Source organism: Streptomyces sp. NPDC004051, from assembly GCF_053604275.1.
The window spans coordinates 67,305-86,433 of sequence record NZ_JBSGHG010000030.1 but is presented as its reverse complement, the minus strand read 5'-3'; the positions used below and the strand labels follow the sequence as shown (position 1 = coordinate 86,433).

The window sequence follows — 19,129 nt, the reverse complement described above, 5'->3', positions numbered from 1 at the left end:
GCAGCGACCTCATAGACGGCTGCCTCGCCGAGACCGGCCTGACCATCAGACCTGCCTGAGTAACCCAACGACACCACGAGTTCAACCTCAGTAACCATCGCCGCCGACCATTCGGCAGGGCTGGCCGCCGAATGCGCGATCAAGGCGATCCTCCTGGACTACCTGGGCTCCCGGCTCAACGACAAGCAGCGGCCCTACAACGGCGATCTGGAGCTGAGCTCGCAGCCGAACCCGCCCGGCGGGAAGTGGCGCAAACAGGACCGCAAGGAGTATCTGCACGAGCATCTCCCCGACCTGTGGGGACAGTTGACCACGATTCTCGACCGTCGGCGGGCACGCGAGACAGGGGTCCTGTTTCTGCGGCTGATCGGGCACAACCCGTTCCACGACTGGGACGTGTCCGGAAGGTACTGCGACGGTACGGCGATCAGCGACGCGGACCTCGACCGGCACCTGCGGGCGGCGTACGACCTCCTCGCCGCTCACGAACAGGCACGCGTCCTGGGAACCGGGGCCCTCGCATGACGGCACCCAGCGCAGGCTTCGACCGTTCGTGGCTGGCCGCACAGCAGGTGGCCGAGGACGCCGCGGCGCTCGGCCGTGACGTCGTACTCGCCCGCGATCTGCTCGGCCGGGCCTCGCTCCTCATCGACGACATGAGCGAGCGGCTCGCACCGGACTCCCCCGAACTCGGCTCCCTGCGTGAGCGGTTCACCGAGGTGACCCGGCCGTTCACCGGACTGGAACCGGTACAGACCGCGCGCTCCATGTTCGCGCCGGAACTGTTCTTCACCGCGCCGGAACTCACCGAGGTGAGCCCGCGCGCCGACGGTGTCGGCAGGATCTGCACACTGGAACGCACGGTCGTCGGAACCGACTGGCTCCAACGCGACGACGACAGCGCCTCCGGCACACCGGTCTCCCGCCGGGACCGGCGCGTGGCCCTGTACGGGTTCAAGGGCGGGGTCGGCCGCTCGACCGCGACCGCCGTCCTCGCCCGCCACCTCGCCGACCTGGGCCGGTGTGTGCTCGTCGTCGACCTCGATCTGGAGTCGCCCGGCGTGTCCAACCTGCTCTCGGACGAGGCGGGCAGACCGCGGCACGGCATCGTGGACCACCTCGTGGAGGCCGCGGTCGGCAACGCGGACGACCTGGAACTCGTCGGACGTGCCTCGCTGCTGAACTACCACGGCAACGGAGAGGTGTTCCTCGCCCCGGCCTGCGGACTGCCGTTGGAGGGACAGCCGTACAACTACCTGTCGAAGCTGAACCGCATCTACACCGACCTCCCGGCCACCGGCGACGGCGCGCCGCCCCGTCCGTTCGCCGTCCGGCTGGAACAGGCCATCGCCGCGTGCGAGGACCAGGTCGAGCGGCTCGCCCGGCGCCCCGACCACATCCTGCTCGACAGCCGCGCCGGCATACACGACATCGCCGCCGTCACGCTCACCCGGCTCAGCGGACTCGCCCTGCTGTTCGCCGTGGACAACCCCTCGACCTGGGAGGGCTACCGGATGCTGCTCTCCGAGTGGCAGCGCCGGCCGGACCGCGCGCGCGAACTCCGGGAGAGGGTCAGGATCGTGGGCGCGATGTTCCACTCGGCGGGCGACACCGAACGGCTCGGTGTGCTCCGCAAGAACGCCTACGACCTGTTCGTGGACACGCTGTACAACCTGCCCGACGAGGACGAGCCCGAGCCGTTCTACACGCCCGCCGGCCAGGTGGACGACGCCCCCTACGCGGCGATCCCCATCCTGTTCGGCAACGACCTGGTCGGGCTCGACCCGCTGCGCAGCCGCCGCTGGCCCGAGCTGCCCTTCGTGGAGGCGGCGTACAGCAAGTTCACGACTACGGTGGAACGCCTGCTGCCCGAACCGCACGAGGACGCGTGATGAGCGAACCGACGCCCGCCGACTACCGCAAGCTGCTCATCGAAGCGCTCGGCTCGGCTCCCGACGCGAACACCACCGGCCCCGGTCTGCGGACCCTGTTCACTCCGTCCTCGCACCGGCTGGCCCTGGATCCGGACGTCACCGTGGTGCGCGGAGCACGCGGCACGGGCAAGACGTTCTGGGCCAAGGCACTGGTCGACGGACAACTCAGGGAGATCGCCGCCGCCTCGTACATGATGCCCCGGCTCCGCCGCACCAGGGTGACCACGGCGTTCGGGCTGGAGAGCGAGGATGCGGGCGAGCCGCCCTTCCCGTACAAGCGGACACGGGAGAAACTCGTCGCGGACGGGGCGACCCCGGACGAGCTGTGGGCGGCGATCGTCCTGATGGCCCTGAACGTTCCGGAGATCCGCCGCATCGAGGGCTGGACCGACCGTGTCCGCTGGACGCGGGACAACCCGGAGGCCTACGACGCAGCGATCGCCGCGGCCGACCGGGAAAGCCGCGAGCGCGGTGAGACCCGCGTGCTGCTCTTCGACGCCCTCGAGCACCTGCACAGTGTGCGCGGACAGACGGACCGGCTGCTGTCCGGGCTGTTCCGGCTGGCGCTGGAACTGCGCCTGACCACCGGCACCCTGCGGGCGAAGATCTTCGTACGGCCGGACATGTACGAGAACGCACCGAAGATGTTCCCCGACGCGTCCAAGCTCGGTGCGAACGCCACGGACCTGGAATGGAGCCGGGAGAACCTCTACGGGCTGCTCTTCCACCAGCTGGGCAACCACACCACTCCCGAGGCCGGGAAGTTCCGCACGGCGACCGGCACCTGGCGGCAGGAGGACGGCCGCCACGTCGCACCCGTCGACGTCATCGCCGACCGGAAACGCCAGGAGGAGGTCTTCATCACCCTCGCCGGGCCGTTCATGGGAACGGACCGGCGTAAGGGACACACGTACACCTGGGTACCGAACCACCTGCAGGACGGCAAGGGCCGGGTCAGTCCACGGACATGGCTGAAGGCTCTGTGCAAGGCCGCCGTACTGACCGGCGAACGGCACGCGGGACACCCGGTGCCCCTCCACTACGACGCCATCCGCGAGAGTCTCAGCTCCGCCGCCGACAGCAGGGTCGCCGAACTGCAGGACGACATCGGCTGGGCGGCCCTCGCGGTCGAACAGCTGGAGAACACCCAGGTACCGCTCCAGGCCTCGGCCGTCCACTACGCGTGGCACCAGGGCTCGTTGGTCAGCAAGGTACGGGAACAGCTCAAGGACGAACGCTCCGGCAGCGGTCCGCGGGAACTGGAGAACCCCGTGGCACTGCTGGAGGAACTCATCGAGCTGGGTGTGATGACCAGGCGCAGCGGAGAGGCGATCGACCTGCCGGACATCTACCGGCTGGCGTTCGACATCAGCCGCAAGGGCGGTGTGCCCCGCATGCCCGTCAACTGACATTCGGACGGCACCCGCCCGGCGGGGCCCGTACCCCCGCCGGGCGGGTGACTGCCCGGCGAAAGTACGGGCGGGGCCGCCCCCTCTTCTCGCCCTTTACACAGGCTGTTTGAGAAACCCCCCGGCCAGGTAGGCCACCTCCCCGTCGTTGCGCAGTGCCTCGACCGGCTGCCCGTCCAGGTGCGGGTCCTGGACGCTGGATTCCATCGGGCACAGGAGCCACAGACCGTGCGGACCCTGTGACGGACGGCGGGCGGCCCCCTGGAGGGTGACCAGGAACGTGCGTCCGCCCTCGTCCCAGTACCGGGCGATCAGACCCGCGTCGTGGAGGAAGAGCACCGTGCGCGGCTCGGCGGAGCGGGCGGCGAGGTCGTCGGCGACCCGCTGCCACACGACGCGGACGAACGTGGCGAGGCCCGGCTTCACCCGGCCCGGCGCGGAGGCCGCGTCGGCGCGCAGGACCGTCCGCCAGTCCTGGCCCTTCTCCTCGACGAGTTGCCTGAACTCCCGCAGGAACAGGGCCCCGAGGTCGACGGGCACCACCGGGAAGCGGGCGGCGATCGTCTCGGCCGTGCCCTGCAGACGGGCGGCCTTGACCGTCAGGGCGAGGAAGCCGCCGCGGCGGACGCTCTCGGTGAGCTGTTCGCGCAGCTCGCCGTGCGGGTCCTCGGACTCGCGGCGCGCCACGGACCGGACCGGGGGAAGCATGCTGGTGACCGAGCCCGTGGAGGACCAGGGGCCGGTCGACCTCGGCAGCGGAGGGAGGAAGCGGCCGGCCTCCTCGTCGTGCCGCAGATCGAAGCGAGCGGCCTGGAGCGCGTCCTCCAGCACCACGGGAGTCGGCTCACGGCCGTCCGTCAGGACGTCCAGGTCGGGGAACCGGGCACGCACCCGGGCGACGAGTTCGGTCGCCGTGATCCCCCGGTCCGCCCGCACCCCGGCTCCGGCCTGCGAGATGCGCAGCGCGCGTTCCAGGCTCAGGTCGCGCCGGTACAGTTCGAGGCGAGGGGTGTGACGCACCACGGACGACGCCACGGCGGTGGCCAGCTGCACCAGACGGGTGTCGGCGAGCGGCGCGAAACTCTCCGGGACGGGCACCGCGCGCAGTTCGCGCACCACCTCGGCACGCCCCGGGAGAGGTTCCCGGCCGGCGAGTTTCTCCGCACTCACGCCCAACTCGGCAGCGTAATAGGCAAGTTCGTGAGGGTTCGGGTCGTCGGTGCCGGGCAGCGACTCGGACGCCAGCAACACCGTGTCGCCGCGCCGGTGCACGGCGAGACGCGGTTCGTGCCCCTCCTCCTCGCGGGTCTCCGCCTCGACGGCGGCCCGGACGACCGCCAGTGCCCGGGCCAGCACACGCTCAGGCGTGTCGTCCTGCGCGCCGTGCAGGGCCCGCAGTTCCTGTGCGGCCTGCGAGGCGGTCATCACGCGGCCGAAGTTGGCCACGATCTCGACCAGTTCGGTGCACACCGCCCTCAGCCACTCGGCCTCGGCCCACCGCTTGATCTCGGCCCGGTGGTGGCGGGAGACCGGCGGCTGCTTGATGCCCAGCTGATCGGCTATCCGCGCCTGCACGGGCCAGGCGCCGAGCGGGGACAGGCCACCGTCCTCGGGCGGCAGACCGAGAGTGAGGCGTACCACGTCGGCGCGGTGCGAGCCCTTGCGGCCGGGCGGCGGGGTCAGCAGGTCGACCATGTCGTCGACCGACAGGATGCCGGTGACTCCAGCCTGCGCTTCGGCGTCCTTGGCCGGAGAGGCGGCCTTGCGCGCGGCCGGTACGGCGGCCTTGCCCCGCAGGGCGGCCACCCACTGGTTGCGGCGGCGGTTCAGCTCCTTGCGCACCAGCGGGCCGGCACCACGGGCCTTGGAGATCACGGACGGCTGGACATCCAGCAGTTGGCCCACCGTAGTGGCGCCGAGGCCGGCGGCGACCGTGACCGCACGCGGCGACAGACCGGCCAGCTCCAGTTCCGTGCCGGCGTCGGCGGCCAGCGCCGCCCGGTCCCGTGCCTGCTCCGTGTCCTCCGCCTCGGTGCCCACCGTGGAGGGGGTGGTCGGCGGCCGGTCCGTGTCGGCATCCCGGAACACCTTCTGCCAGGCGTCCCTCATCTGCCGCAGCGTGTCGAAGCGGTGCTCGATATCACGGTGCAGAGCACGCCGGAAGAAGGCGGTCAGGCCTGACTGCAACGGGCGGTAGAAGACTTCACTGGCGATGTGCAGCTCGGCGGACTCGTTGGTGAGCGGGTCTATGCGGCCGTCGCCCCACAACGGCCGTTCGCCGCTCGCCATCTCGTGCAGGGTGACGGCCGCGGCGTAACGCTCGGCATGGTCGTCGAAGTGCGGGCGGCGCACCGAACCGAGGAACGGATCGAGATAGCCGCGGGTACCGGCCTTCACGTCCCGGTCGGAGGCATCCGTCAGGGAGAAGTCGAACAGTTTCAGCTGCCAGGTGAAGTCCTTGCGGCGCTGGATGCCGAGGTTGTCCGGCTTGATGTCACGGTGGCGGACGCCGTGGGCGGCGAGCTGGTCGAGCGCCAGGAACAGGTCCTCGCCGAAATTCTCCAGGTCGTCATAGGTGAGCTGTCCCGTGCCGCGCAGCCGGGCGCCGAGGGACTGCTCACCGGCGTACTCCAGCTGCAGAACCGTGCGCGAGCCGATCTCGCGCAGTCCGTCGCCGCGCAACTGGACCACGGCGCCGCCGCCGACCAGCTTCAGGGCGCGCTCCTCCGCACGCAGGCGGTCGGCCTTCTGCTCGTCGAGGGCCACCTTGAAGACGCGTTCCTCGACGCGGATCGTGCCGTCGTCGTCCTCCACGGCACGCTCCACGAGCAGGGCGCGGGCCGTGGCCCCCGTGCCGAGGACCCGTCGTACCGACCACTCCTCGTCCAGGGCCTGGCCGGGCAGCGCCTCCAGTGGGTCGACGGCCGGCGTCGCCACGGAGTCGGGGACGGTACCGGCCCGTTCCGCCTCGTCGAGGAGGTCCAGGAACTCCTCCGCGGAACTGAGGCGGTCGTTGACGTCGGCGCGGGTGGCTTTGAAGACCAGTGCGTCGAGAGCGTCGGAGACTCCGTCGACGACCGCGAACAGGTGCAGCCCCGACTCGGTGCGCAGCCGCTCCTTGAGGACGCTGCGCTGCGGGGCCGGCGGCTTGCCGGTCAGGATCAGATAGGAGACGGCGCCCAGCCCGAAGATGTCCAGATCCCCGGGCTCCGGGGAGGGCAGGTCCGTCTCGGGCGCGAGGTAGACGTGGGCGGCGTCCTCGATCAGCGCCGCGTCCAGCGCGGAGCCGCCGATGGACCGGAAGAAGGTGGCGTTGCTGTCGAAGTCGCGGGCCGCGGTCTGCCAGTCGGTGATGCGCAGCTCGGGGTGCGCACCCTCGCCCCGGAAGGACACGTAGACGGAGCGGGCCGCCAGCGCGCGGTGGTACAGCGAGCGGCTGTGGGCGTACCGGACGGCCTCGGCGAGCTGGCGTACGAGGTCCAGTCGGATCTCGGGGGTGAGCTTGTCGCCGTAGGTGTCCAGGTACTGGTCCAGGCGCAGGTCGGTGTGACGGTGGCGGAAGAGGATCGCCGGCCCGCCCTCGTGGTCGCGCAGCTCCATGGCGTCGGCGATGCCGCGGTGCGTGACGCCCTGGAGTACCTGGTACTCGCGGCGGGCCGCGCGCTCCGTCTTCTTGCGGTCCGTTTCCGTCGCGCCCTGGCTGACCAGGTAGATGCGCACCCGGCCCTCTCCCTGGGCGAGACCGTCGTCCCGCTTGGCGAGGCGGTCCTCCCACGACGCGCCCGCGTCGAGGGGGTGCGGCTCCATCTTCCAGGCGTCACCGAAACGCAGGTGGCCGGTCGACTGCCGGATGCCGATGGCCTTGAGCAGCTGCGGCAGCCGGTGCCGGGAGAACTCCTCCGTGACACGCCGCTCGGGACGCTCGGGTGGCAGGCCGAGGAAGTCCTGCCAGATGCGGTTCAGGCCGCTCGCGCCGTCGTCACGCCCGTACACGCGGATGCGCTGCACCTCGTCGAGGTGGCTGACGAGGTCGGGGGCCGACAGGAAGACGGCCGGTTCGATGCGCGGGACCATCCGGTCGCTGCGGTAGAGCTTGCGGGCGGCCCACTGGAGCTGGCTGCGCAGTTCCTTGGACTTGAGGTCGTTGAAGTGCAGCGGGTTGTTGAGGGTGCGGGTGCGCTCCTTGCCACGGAAGTTCCAGGTCGAACCGGTGTTGCGGAGCTCACCGGGGTGACTTTTGATCTCGACGAGGAAGAGGCCGGCGGGAACGGCGATCAGCAGATCGCACTCGTTGACCCGGCCGGACTGGGCGGTGAAGGAGAAGGTCGCCCAGGCGCGGTACGGCTCGGCCGCGGGCATGAGACGCCTGACGTGGTCCAGCGCGTCCTGCTCCCAGGAGTAGGGAGAGGGACGCTCCTGGGACCACTGCTGGGCGGGCTTGACCGGCCCCGGCTTGGGCACGGCCGGACCGGGTGTCCGCCGCGGGTCCCCTCCCGTTGCTGCCACTGCGTCGGCCTCCTCACCGCTCCGTCCCTCGGGATCCGAGAAATCCCTGGTGGAGCCTACCGCCATGGACTGACTGCGCGGTTTCTCATGAGGCCGGCCACGCAAGGGTGACGTCACACCCGGGACCGTTCACACGCGGGGTCTGCTTCCGCCCGCCGCACAGCAGGTGTTGGCAGGCCCCCTGGGGATCTCATCGAGAAGTGTCCAAGGGGCTTTCCCCACCTGGTGCACAGGACTGCTCATCACCATCACGGCTTGAGGCCTTTCCATCAGTGCGATTCGGAGGGCCGCTCCTTCCCCAGTGGCGAACACTGATAGCGCACCCCCCGGCTCACCATCCTGAAGCGGTCACGCCCCTGGGCCGAGAACGGGTTCGGCAGGTCGAACACGCGGCGTTCCTCCGGGACGAGGGCCGAGGTGATCAGCAGGACGCGGTAGCGGTTGCTGCGGGCGTGGCGGCGGGCCGCGTCCACCTCGGACGGTCCGAGTTCGAACTCCACCCGCTCGGCAGCCCGGTCGCTCAGCGCCTTCACCTCGTACAGCCGGGTGGTGTCACGCCATTTGACCTCGAAGTCGTACCCCAGGGAGTCGGACGCTTCGTCGTCGCCGTTGACGACGGCCGCGTAACCCGAGACCCATCGCACGTCGGGGTAGTGGCGCTGGAGCCAGGCACGCGCGGCCACCTCCCCGACGAGGCCGATGGCGGACCGCTGGTCCTCGGTGGTCCGCTTCGTCTTCGCGACGACGATGTGCGGCTTGGTGGGGGAACCGCCTCCGCTCCGTGGTCGGGGTACGCCGGCCACGGTGTCCAAGCGCACCCTGCCCGACTGGGCGAGGAACGTCTCGTCGATGGTCTTCGAGGCGATGTCCGCGATGGTGGAGAGCTGGTCGCTTCCGACCCTGATCTCGGTGGCTCCGATGGTGATCGTGCGCGGGGCGACGGTGGTGGAGCTGCCGGAGCCCTGGGTTCGTGGTGCCGTCCGCGCGAAGTCCTTGTCGGTGAGGCCCAGTGCCGCGGGGTCCGTGGCGTGCGGCATTCCGTCGGGCCACCCCACGGCGCGTTCCACCGCGTCGAGCAGCTGTTCCTCGTTCAGCGGCAGCAGGTCGCCCAGCCCGGTCGCGTCGATGTGGCTCCTGCATTCCATCAGCACCGCTCCGTGCCATCCCGCGGGCACCTGGACGCCGTGACGGCGGCACCAGGCGGTCACCAGGGGGGTCAGTACCGGGACGAGGGCGTCGAGCGCGGCCGTGTTGCGTGCGCGGAGCCGGTCGACGGGTTCGAGTGCGGTGGGCTGCTCGAGGTCGTCCTCGGCCCCGTGTGCTCGGAGCCATTCCCGCACCCTGTCGCGCATCGCTTCCTCGGGAGGGGCGATGAAACGGGGAAGCCAGTCCGGGTCGGGCTGGAGGTCGTGGAGACCACGGGCCGCGGCGTAGCCGGAGATGTCCTCGCCCTGCTGCGCGGCGGTGGCATACCGCTCGCGGAGCCGGTCGAGGAGGACTCCGGAGCGGGCGCGCACGAAGTCGCCGAAGACCTGTTCGTGGCGGTCGGGGTAGTGGTCCGGGGAGTACCCGAGGGCAACCAATGCGGTGTTGAACTGCTGGAAGTCGAGTCCCAGTTCGTCCCTGAGCTCCGCCGGTTTCGTGCAGGAGCGGGCCAGGGCCACCAACTCCGCTGACGACGGCGTCAGGCCGGGGGCGAGCCGGTCGATGATCCCGGCGAGTTCGCGTTCGCCGGCCGCACGGCCGAGGAGGTGGGCGGCCTCCTCGTTCCAGGCGTCGGCGGCCAGGCACGCCAGCACCGGGCGGAGCAGTCTCACCGTGTCCTGCACGTCACCGGTGAGGTTGCGCCGGATCTCGGCGACCTTGGCCTCGGTCGTGTCCAGTGCCGCGGCGAGGACTCCGTCGTCGACGAGCGTCGGGCTGCTGCCGCCGAAGCTCCGCTCGAGTTTGACCAGGACCAGTTCGAGCGCGTCCTGCAGCCACGGCCTGCCCAGCAGTTGTGCGACGGCGGGCGTGGCCGCCTGCAGTTCGTCCCAGCCCTCGTCGCTCCTCCAGACGACCACCGTGGGGTGCTCGTCGTCCGGCAGCGGCAGGGCGCGTGTCGACGGCGGCGGCTCGGCAGGCGTCCCGGAGACGGTGATCTCCACGTCGTCGGCGTGCACGACGCGGAGGGCGCGGAGCCGTTCGAGTGCGGCCCGGAGACCGCGCTCGCTGCGGCGGACGAATGCCCCGGATTTGAGCTCCATGGCGAGCGCGACCACGGTGACCAGCCACTCCCGCCCTTTGGTGAATACCGCTGCCTGCCCCGACGGCGTGATGGGGGCGCCGTCGCGATGGCGTACCTGCACGTGGGTGGCCGAGGTGCGCTGCGCCCTCAGTCCGTTCGCCCCGGCCAGGTGGACGACGGCGTCCCCGGACTCCGCCGGGGCGACGAGGACGGGGTGCCCCGCCGGCTCGATGAGTGCTTCCTTCAGGGGGTCCGTCTCGTCGCAGACGATGACCGGTGCTTCGTCGGACGACGGGCTGAAGGTGCCGAGCGTGTGAGCACGGCTGACCACGAGACGGACCTCCTCATCCGGCGTCCAGGGCCACCGGCCCGTCCGTGCGATGTTCGACCATGCCCGCTCGCAGTGCCGTTTGAAGGAGACGCTGAGGTACTCGGGCACCTCGCCCTTGTCGAGCACGTCGGCGAGTTGCTTCACCGCCGCCCCTGCGTGCTGCGGATCGTCCCACCTGCGGAGGCCGAGCCGGAGCATCCGCTCGACGACGCCCCTGTCGCTGAGCAGGCGTCGCGTCGACAAGGGCAAGGCCGGTACGAAGGCCGGGAGCTCCCCGTCGGTGCTGAACCAGGCCCGGCGGGGAGTGACGAAGGACGGACCGTCCGGCTCCTCCACGGGCAGCCAGGCCATGCCCCGGAGGTAGGAGGCGAGAGGAGTGGGCCAGGGGTGCGCGTCCTTGAAGGAGTAGGTGGGCCTGTGCACGGTGACGGTGAAGACCTCCTCGCCCCAGGTGCGCAACCCGTGCATCAGCAGCTCGGCGAACTCACGCCGGGCGGCGTGGCCGAGCCCGGCGACCTCGGTCGCTCCTGCCAGGTGGGCGGGGGCGTGCGTGAACTCGTACAGCGTGTAAGGGTGCTGGAACCTGGTCCATCCGCTTCTGACATCGGCGCTCCAGGTATCGGCGAGCGCGCTCCCCAACCCGAAGTCCGCGGCGAGCCCCGCGAGTCGCAACTCATGGCCCTGACGAGCCCCCAGGCGTTCCCCGACGGCTCCCGGCCTCAAACCGTCGCACACGCCGAGGGCTTCCAGGAACTCGACGTAGGCCGCCCGGTCCCGGATCGGCGCGGGCCAGTCGTCGGGGCCGCTGATCCAGTGGTCCCGCTGTGCGGCCAGGACGGGGATCCGGGATCCCCCCTCGGCGAGGAACCGCTCCAGCCGCCGCGCCCCCTCGGTGCCCCAGGCGGGCGAGAAGGAGCAGCGTGCGGCCCTGTCCCACCGGCCGGGGCCGGCCAGCGGCAGCCGGAAGGGGATACGGGCCAGCCGCCCGCGCTGGGCCTGGGTGAGCAGGGGGTACTGACGGAAGGCGAAGGTGAGGGCGTCGCGGCTGAGCGCCTCCGAGGAATGGTCGGAGAGCAGGTCGTCCAGCGCGTCGAAGACGCGGTCCAGTTGGTAGGGGCGCACGAGTTCGTTGCGCTCGAGGAATCCGCGTCCGGCAGTGTCCCAGGTGATCGCCGGGTGGGTGAAGGAGATACGGCGCCGGAGTGCCTTGAGGTCGCCCGGGACCCGGGTGACGGCGTCACCGTCCGCGGTGTCGTCGGGCTCGGGGTGGAAGAAGACGGTCGCGTCCTGCCCACCGGACCCGGCCCGGCTGCCGAGGGCGCTTCTCAGCCGCATGTCCTGGGTGAGGATGATGCGCCGGCCCCGCAGCACGCCCTGGTCCCGGGCGAACGCATGGGACAGGTCGCTGTAGAAGTCCGCCCATACCTGTCCCGCCGATTCCGTACCACCGAGCAGTGACCGGGCCACGGTTTCGGTCCACTCGGCGGCCAGGAGCGCCGGCGGACGGAAGGGCCGGGAGAGGACGGCTTTGCACAGCTTGTCCAGACGTGTGTGGCGGGCAGGACCGACGGACGGGGTCAGCAGGTCGGCTCCGGCCTTCGTGAGTGCCTCGGTGGTGAGGGCGCGCCAGGAGCGCTTGCCGTCGGGCCATCCGTAGGAGTCCTGCAGCGAGCCCCACGCCTCCCGGCCGTGCAGAGGCACGATCGGTTCGGCGGCGAGCCTCCCGTCCAGGGCGGCGTCCAGGCGGTCCGGCACGTCCCAGCACATGAGGTCGAGCACGAGGTCCGCGGCGAGGAGGTGCGGGGTCTGCGAACGGATGCGCCTGCCCAGTTCCACCGTCAGTACGGCGAGCTGGTCGAGGAGGAAGGCGTTCAGGGCCACCGTCTCGCTGATGTCGAGACGGGCCAGCTTGGTGAAGAACGGAGCGTGGGCATGGCCGGGGAACGGGGCGTGGACGCCTTCGGCCATCGGCAGGAAGGTGTACATGCGGCCGTGGGTGAGCGGCTCGTCGAGTCGCAGCGCGACCGCCACCCATGCCTCGGCGTCCCAGTTCTCCCAGGCGGCGTCGATCTCGCGCGCCTGAACGCTGCGGCTGACCGCTTCGCTCAGGGCCTCCGCATCAAGTGTGCGACGCGCCAGCAGGTAGCGGCCTGCCCCGGCGAGATCGACCTCCCGTACCCAGTCGTTCTCGCATGCGGCGATCAGGTCCGATGCACGCTCGGCACGCGAGAGGACGTTCCGGAAGCCGGTGTCGGAGCCGTCGCGCACCTCGACGAGGAGTTCGGCCACCCGGTCGAGGAAGAGCAGGAGCGGCGCCTCGCCGTTCACCATGTCCTGCGCCTGCGCCACGGCGAGTCCCCAGGCATGCCGGTCACGCAGCGGCAGCCGGACGACCGTGGAGTATCCGTCCTCGGCGAGTTCCTTGAGTACGGGATCGGTGACGTCGGCCGGTACCGGCAGTGCCAGCGGGGAGATGTCCTCGATCACCCGGGCCGCGAGTTCCGGGTCGTCCACCAGGGTGTGCACATCCTCGGGCCTGGCGAAGCGGAAGCAGTAGCCGTCGAAGTCCGAGGATGCGGGTGAGGACTTCGAGTAGATCTCCGGCCAGTCCGTCAGTTGCAGCACGCTGCGGAAACCGAGGCCCTTGTTGCCGATCCCCTCACCCGCCGCCTTGCTCGACAGGGCCAGCTCGGTGATGGCGCGGAAGTTCTCCTCGGCGAACACCGCTCCCTCGTTGGCGACGTAAAGGACGCCGCCGCTCTCCCGGGGGACCGCCAGGACGGCGATCCTTCCCGGGTCGGCGTCGCCGAGTGCGTCGTGGCCGTTCTGGACGAGTTCGAGAATCGTGCGGCCCTCGTACTCCTGGGCGGTGTCCTCGCTGACGGACTTCAGGCTCTCGGCGAACCGCCACGTCTCGCCAGCGTCCCTGTAGATCTCGATGCGCCGCCGGGTCCGGGCGATCACGGCCACCCGGAATCCGTCGTCCTCTGCGGCGTCCCACGTCGATGTGATGGCTGTCCCCCTCGTTCGTCACGCCCATGCGCACCGGTCAGAAGCCGTGACCGGCCATGCCATCCAACCGCTCAGGAGGCACGTTTTCCGGTGAATCCCGTCATCAGGCGTCACACGGACATACATGACCATCCCCCGGCTCCGATCCGGCAGCATCCACGGGCGATTCCGGGAATGCCCGAGCACACCCGGTCCGGTCCATCCGAAGGCGAGCAGGAGCAGGCAGCCTCTCCTCTGCGCCGAGCTCGGCTGCACGGCTCCGCACCGGTCGCTTTCCCAGTCTTCCCGGCAGGACTGACACAGCTGCCCTCCAGATCACTCGGAGTGAAACCAGGGAGGGGAACCGCGCCCCTCACACAGATGATTCGAGCCAAAATCACACACACGTCCGATGTGCCTCACGCACACCTCTTCCCGCCCCAAACCCCGCAAGATCCAATGCACTTGCTCTGCGTCCCTGCGCAGTCGTTCGGCTCACCCATACGCATCCGCTGGCCATATCGGACTCATGGGACCGTAACGTCCTTGAGCTCCTGATCTTGGGAGGCCAGAGTGACGGCCGGGAGCGCCGCCGACCTGAAAAACGGCGCTCACCTCCAGCGTGCTTTCGACAACAAGGGGGACCCATGACCGTGCGTCCGATGCTGCGCGTCATCACATCCATATCCGCCCTCACTCTCGCCGGGACCGCCTTCACCTTCGGCGGTGCGGCCGTTGCGGCCGACCAGCTCCCGGCGGACGCCGAGGGGACGGACACGACGGAGGTCATCGAGATCACCGAGCCGGACCAGCAGCTTCCCACGGGGGACGCGGTGCTCGGTGAGGAGGAGCTGAGCGCGGACGATGCCACGACCGTGGCCGGCGCCGTCGGCGTCCAGGCCGCAGCCAAGCGCCTGCCGTACCTCTGCAAGGCCACGGTGGACTACCCGCACAACTCGCATACCACCAAGGGCACGATCAACGTGCACTTCGACACCAAGTGCAGCCAGGTGGCCCCGAATCTCAACACCGAGGGAACGCTGTCCCGCTCCCGCTGGTACGGCTGGGAGCATCTGAGCACCGGCAAGGGCGGCAAGAAGAACACCAAGAGCCTGCGTGTGGTGGCTCCCAAGGGCTGCAAGAAGGACACCTGGTACCGCTACAAGGGCCAGGCCCGCTTCTACGTGTCCGGTCCGCAGGGCAAGGGCTCGGCCCACGTCTACAACCAGAACGACAAAGAGATCAAGTGCACCGGCTGACACACCGAGCGGTGAGAGGGGCGGCGGCCTGCAGTGCCGCCGCCGTGCTCGTCTCCTGTACGGGCTCGTCGACCGGGCAGCACGAGGTACGGCAGCCGGAGCGGGCGACCGCGTCACCCTCTCCTTTCTCCTCACCCGACCCGGCGCCTCCTACCGCTCGGGAGAACGGCGGCCCCGCCCTGCCGCTGGTGGCGGGTCAGTGGGGCAACGGCCGGCACAAGGAACCACCACAGCACCTCGAATGGGGACGCCCCACCGAGAAGAACCGGGAGGCCGACGCCGGAAAGTCCGTCAGGATCACGGTCGAGGCCGCCTCCACCCCCTCGTACGCCTCCTTCATGCTGCACAGCACGATCGACGGATCCGGCATCCCGGACGAGGACACACGGCGGCAGAAGGTCCTGGCCTGCGGGGACGGAATCGACGCCCCGGGCTGCCGCATTACGGACAACAAGGACGGCTCGTACACGATCGAGAGCGTGGGTGCGCCGCCGCCGGACCATCCGTACCGCGTCCTGTACGTACAGTGGGCACCGAACCGTCCTGGCAATGAGGAGACCTGGGGTTCATGGCAGCTACCCACTGGCTAGGCGGTCCGCCCGCGGACCGTGAGCGGCTCGCCTCCTGGGCACTGGCCCGGATCGCGTCGACGGCCGCCGAGGACGCGCGCGTGGACGCGACGGTCGACATCGAGTACGCGGCACGTGACGTCGAGGCGGACCTCGGCGGCCGTTTCGGCGCCGACACGGTGGGCGAACCGGCGAACCGGCGGCGGGAAGAAAGGCGGAGCTTCCGCCTTGCCGGAATCTCCCCTCTCCGTCTCCGGGAGGAGGACAGCGACGAGCCGTGGGCCGTGCTGTTCGACCCGGCGCGTCTGATCCGAGGCATCGGGGCGGTGACGGAGGCGAGCCGAAGCGGAGAGTGGGTCGAACTCGCCCTCGTTCCCGATGCGTTGTTCGCCGCCCCCACCGATCCCTGGCTGCCGCCGGGCGCTCACGGTCTGACCCTCCGGCTCGACCCGGTCTCGGGTTTCCTCCGGTCCGCCACGCTCCACGACGAACAGGGCCCTTTGGCGACGGCCCGGGTCACCGACCTGGACGTCCTCGATACGCGCTCCTCGGCCGAGGCGGGCACGCCCCTGGCCCGCATGGCCGAGACCCTGCTGGAACCCGCCCGTCTCGCAGCGAAAGTCCGCATCGAGGCCGACCCCCATGACGACCTCTCCTTCACCGCCGTGCCCTCGGCCCGCTCCTGGACGATCTCGTCCGGCGCGGAGACTCTGACCATGACCGGCGAATACGAACCGGACCGGACCAGCCCGGCGGCCGCACGCCTGGCGGAAATGCTCGCCCCGGCCCGTATCGTCTCCCACCTCGCATACGTCGAGGCCACTTCACCGACCTCCGTCCGGGCCACCGTCCGCCCCCTGCGCACCTTCCCGTTCAGTGCCTGGGCCCCGGACGAAACCCTGACGTGCCACTTCACCGTGGATCCGGCCACAGGTGTTCTCGTACGAGCCGAGGCGACAGCGGGACACCGCACGGTCTTCCGCCACATCATCACCGCACTGGGCCCCCAGGGGCACGCCCGGCCCGTGGCCCACGGCTCCGCCGGCCCTTGACCCCGGAGGGTGCGGGCTGCGCGACGTCCGCCCCGGCCGGCCAGTCGCAGACTCTCGCCGCGGGCCCTGTCGACGAGCGTCGTGATCGACCGCGCGTCGGTCGCCCTTCAGCAGGGCCCGAGTGAGTCGCGCCGACTCGGACTCAGCGTCGGCCTCGGCCGTCCGGCATCTCCTCGATCGGCAGATCCGCCGTCGACGCGGCGCCTTCCCGCCCGAGGGTGCGGAGCGCCTCGCGCAGAGCGGGGCTCGGGGCGAGACCGTGGGCGGCCCGGACGGCGCCCGCCAGCATGGTGATCCAGGCCTCGGCCAGCGCGTCGGCCCCCACGGGACGGCCGTCCCGCAGCCACAGGAGGGACATCTCGTCGCAGGCGGCGCCGAACCCCCGCATGGCCAGGAGGAGTGCGGGATCGTCGGCGTCGAGGCCGAGCAGCGCGCAGATGGCCCGGACTCCTTCCTCCCGTGTCGCCTCGAAGGCTTCCGACGCCAGGTCGGCGGCCTGCGCACGGCGCAGGACGAGGTTCAGTGCGATGTCCTCGTGTGCGGCCAGGAAGCGGAGATGCGCGGTGAAATGCCTCCGCAGCCGGTCGACGACCGGGCCTTCGGAGGCGAGTTCCGTGGCGGCCCGCAACTGCCGGTCGACCTCGCGCACGACCTCGGCGTAGAGGCTCTCCTTGCCCTTGAAGTGGTGTGACAGCAGTCCGTGCGCGACCCCCGCCGTCCGGGCGATGTCCCCCACGGTGACTTCGCCGTACGGACGCCGGGAGAAGTTCTCCAGCGCCGCGTGCAGCAGCTTCCGGCGTGTCTCCTGGGCGGCCGCTTGCCTCCGGGTCTGCGGCTTGGCTGCTTCGGGCGGGGCCACGTCGGTTCCTTCCCGGCGATGACGAGCTGTCGTCCCGCAGCGTATGCGAGGCCCGGGCGGTCGCCCGCCCCGGGACCATTGATTGATTGACGTTCAATGACTTACATTCAACGTAAGCTGCGGCATGCCGTTCGGGCGACGCCGCGAGAAGGGACCGCGACATGGCTCTCCACTTACCGCTCCCCGACAAGAACGACCCGGTCTGGACGTCCGCCAACGGCTTCGTCGTCCGCAAGGACGAAGGCGTTGTCCGGCTCACAGGGCACGAGACGTTCTCGGTCAAGGTCACGGGAGAAGAGACGGACGGCGCCCTCGCGTTCATGGACGGAGTCGTCGAACCCGGCCACGGCAACGTCCCGCACATCCACTCGAAGGAGGACGAGGCCTTCTACGTACTCTCCGGCGAGTTCGAGTTCATCAACGGAGCCGAGAGGTTCACCGCCGGTCCCGAGGACTTCGTCTACATCCCCAAGGGCACACGTCACGGCTTCAGGAACGTGGGACAGGAACCGGCCCGGCTCCTGGTCTTCTACACGCCCGCCGGACCCGAGTCGTTCTTCCTGGCCCACGGAGAGACGGACCGCGCCCCGGAACCCTGGCCCGACGAGAAGTTCAACGAACTCGTGGACATCCTCGGCGCGCACAACGTGGTGCTCCTGCCCGGGGACGACGACTGGCACTGAGCGCCCGCCCTGAGGAACCGGCCTGTCGCCGGCCGGGGGGAGTGTCCGGTCCGGCCGTCGACAAGCCGACGAGCCCCGGGTCGGGCACTCTTCCCAGCAGGCTCCGCAGTCGCTGCGCACCCCGCGTGAGGCGCCATCGGAAACACGTCGACAGAAGGTGAGAGTCGGCGCAACCGCAGGTCAGCGCATGCTTCCGACTGCCCCGAGCAGTTCGGCGGGCGCGGTTGGCAGCGGGCACGATCCGGGACGGCGGGCGCTGTCCGTATCCGGTGGGAGGTCAGGGCGTCCGGCAGGAGGTCAGGGCCGCCCCGCCGGCTCTTCCTCGGCCAGGTCGATCAGGCACTGGCGGAACCAGCGGTGTCCGGGGTCGCGGTCGGTCCGCTTGGTCCAGGCCATGATCTCGGTGATGGGCTGGAGTTGGGGGATCGGCGGCTCCAGCAGGCGGATCCCCGCGGCCTCTCCGACCTTGTGCGCGAGCCGTTCGTGGACCAGCGTGATCAGCCGCGTACCGCTCAGCAGGAAGGGCGCCATGCCGAATCCGGCGGTGATCTCGACGTTGCGCGGCACGCCCAGGAAGTCGAGCTGCATCTCCGACAGCCCTCTCAGGTGCCCCGAGGACGCGGCCAGGTACGGAAGGGTCGTGAACTGCTCCAGGGTGATCTCGTCGCCCACCTCGGGATGGTCCTTGTCGACGGCGACCAGATAGCGGTCCTGGAACAGCACCCGGTGCGGGAACTGCTCGTGCTCCTCGAAGGCTTCCCGCGGCATCACCAGCAAGTCGGCCCGGTGCCCGCGCAGTTGGTCGGCAAAGTCGTCGCCGGTCGGGAAGATGTTCAGCCGGATACCGGGCGCCTCGACGGACAGCCGGGCGATGAGCGGCTGAAGGAACGTCATCGTCAGGTAGTCGTTGGCTATCACCGAGAAGGTCCGCCGGGCCGTGGCCGGGTCGAACGCCTCGCGCTGGGCGAGCACGATCTCGATGCCGGTGAGCAGCTCGCGGACCGGCCCGGCGAGTGACTCGGCCAGCGGCGTGGCGACGAGACCGCGCCCTTCCCTGGTCAGGAGCGGGTCGTTGAAGAGTTTCCGCAGGCGGGACAGGGTCGAGGACATCGCCGACTGTCCGATCGAGAGCCGTTGTGCCGCGCGGGTCACGCTCCGCTCAATCATGAGCATGTCGAAAGCCACGAGCAGGTTGAGGTCGACGCGTCGAAGGTCCACGGCCCCACATTAATCGATTTCATCAATGCCGAGCATTGCCAGGAATTGTTTGTGAACGGTGATCGGCGTCACTACCTTCACCTGAACAGCG

The 19,129-nt window shown here is 70.2% G+C and carries 11 protein-coding genes; 7 read left to right on the top strand and 4 right to left on the bottom strand.

What is annotated here, in order from left to right; genetic code table 11:
- Positions 1-306: 306 nt before the first annotated feature.
- Genes ACWEQO_RS26090 through ACWEQO_RS26080 form a run of 3 tightly spaced genes read left to right on the top strand, consistent with a single transcriptional unit; the run spans position 307 to position 3,343 of the window.
- Positions 307-525 (top strand): hypothetical protein, encoded by a 219-nt coding sequence (locus tag ACWEQO_RS26090; RefSeq protein ID WP_452985438.1) that lies wholly within the window; start codon positions 307-309, stop codon positions 523-525.
- Positions 522-1,892: a KGGVGR-motif variant AAA ATPase gene (locus tag ACWEQO_RS26085; RefSeq protein WP_452985437.1), complete on the top strand. Its 1,371-nt coding sequence runs from the start codon at positions 522-524 to the stop codon at positions 1,890-1,892. Before ACWEQO_RS26090 ends, ACWEQO_RS26085 begins: the two co-directional genes overlap by 4 nt.
- Positions 1,892-3,343: a hypothetical protein gene (locus ACWEQO_RS26080; RefSeq protein ID WP_452985436.1), complete on the top strand. Its 1,452-nt coding sequence runs from the start codon at positions 1,892-1,894 to the stop codon at positions 3,341-3,343. The genes ACWEQO_RS26085 and ACWEQO_RS26080 overlap by 1 nt, the downstream gene beginning before the upstream one ends.
- A 96-nt stretch (positions 3,344-3,439) precedes the next feature.
- On the opposite strand, the gene pglW is transcribed toward ACWEQO_RS26080, so the two are convergent.
- Positions 3,440-7,849: a BREX system serine/threonine kinase PglW gene (pglW, locus tag ACWEQO_RS26075; RefSeq protein ID WP_452985435.1), complete on the bottom strand. Its 4,410-nt coding sequence runs from the start codon at positions 7,847-7,849 to the stop codon at positions 3,440-3,442.
- 269 nt (positions 7,850-8,118) lie between these two features.
- On the bottom strand, positions 8,119-13,377 hold the full coding sequence (locus ACWEQO_RS26070; RefSeq protein ID WP_452985434.1) for a sacsin N-terminal ATP-binding-like domain-containing protein: 5,259 nt from the start codon (positions 13,375-13,377) through the stop codon (positions 8,119-8,121).
- Positions 13,378-14,045: 668 nt separating this feature from the next.
- Between ACWEQO_RS26070 and ACWEQO_RS26065 the strand changes: the two genes are divergently transcribed.
- From ACWEQO_RS26065 to ACWEQO_RS26055, 3 genes are read left to right on the top strand one after another with little or no spacing between them, the layout of a single operon-like run.
- Entirely contained in the window at positions 14,046-14,657 is a 612-nt protein-coding gene (locus ACWEQO_RS26065; RefSeq protein ID WP_361455331.1) for a hypothetical protein, read from the top strand.
- Positions 14,658-14,668: 11 nt separating this feature from the next.
- A complete protein-coding gene (locus ACWEQO_RS26060) occupies positions 14,669-15,247 on the top strand; it encodes a hypothetical protein (protein ID WP_452985433.1) in 579 nt (192 codons plus the stop codon).
- Positions 15,226-16,278 (top strand): hypothetical protein, encoded by a 1,053-nt coding sequence (locus ACWEQO_RS26055; RefSeq protein WP_452985432.1) that lies wholly within the window; start codon positions 15,226-15,228, stop codon positions 16,276-16,278. Before ACWEQO_RS26060 ends, ACWEQO_RS26055 begins: the two co-directional genes overlap by 22 nt.
- 142 nt (positions 16,279-16,420) lie before the next feature.
- On the opposite strand, the gene ACWEQO_RS26050 is transcribed toward ACWEQO_RS26055, so the two are convergent.
- Positions 16,421-17,137 (bottom strand): TetR/AcrR family transcriptional regulator, encoded by a 717-nt coding sequence (locus ACWEQO_RS26050; RefSeq protein ID WP_452985431.1) that lies wholly within the window; start codon positions 17,135-17,137, stop codon positions 16,421-16,423.
- Positions 17,138-17,298: 161 nt separating this feature from the next.
- Here ACWEQO_RS26050 and ACWEQO_RS26045 point away from each other — a divergent pair, with 161 nt between their 5' ends.
- Complete coding sequence (locus ACWEQO_RS26045; RefSeq protein WP_361455343.1) at positions 17,299-17,820, top strand: cupin domain-containing protein; 522 nt, start codon at positions 17,299-17,301, stop codon at positions 17,818-17,820.
- Between the two features lie 297 nt (positions 17,821-18,117).
- Here the strand turns inward: ACWEQO_RS26045 and ACWEQO_RS26040 are convergent, their stop codons facing one another.
- Positions 18,118-19,038 carry a LysR substrate-binding domain-containing protein gene (locus ACWEQO_RS26040; RefSeq protein WP_452985430.1) on the bottom strand — a complete coding sequence of 307 codons (921 nt, stop codon included), beginning with the start codon at positions 19,036-19,038 and terminating at the stop codon, positions 18,118-18,120.
- Positions 19,039-19,129 lie beyond the last annotated feature (91 nt).

Coding starts and splice junctions, on each gene's coding strand:
- ACWEQO_RS26080 (WP_452985436.1), top strand. CDS start 1,892: ATGAGCGAACCGACGCCCGCCGACTACCGCAAGCTGCTCATCGAAGCG.
- ACWEQO_RS26065 (WP_361455331.1), top strand. CDS start 14,046: ATGACCGTGCGTCCGATGCTGCGCGTCATCACATCCATATCCGCCCTC.
- ACWEQO_RS26045 (WP_361455343.1), top strand. CDS start 17,299: ATGGCTCTCCACTTACCGCTCCCCGACAAGAACGACCCGGTCTGGACG.
- ACWEQO_RS26055 (WP_452985432.1), top strand. CDS start 15,226: ATGGCAGCTACCCACTGGCTAGGCGGTCCGCCCGCGGACCGTGAGCGG.
- ACWEQO_RS26085 (WP_452985437.1), top strand. CDS start 522: ATGACGGCACCCAGCGCAGGCTTCGACCGTTCGTGGCTGGCCGCACAG.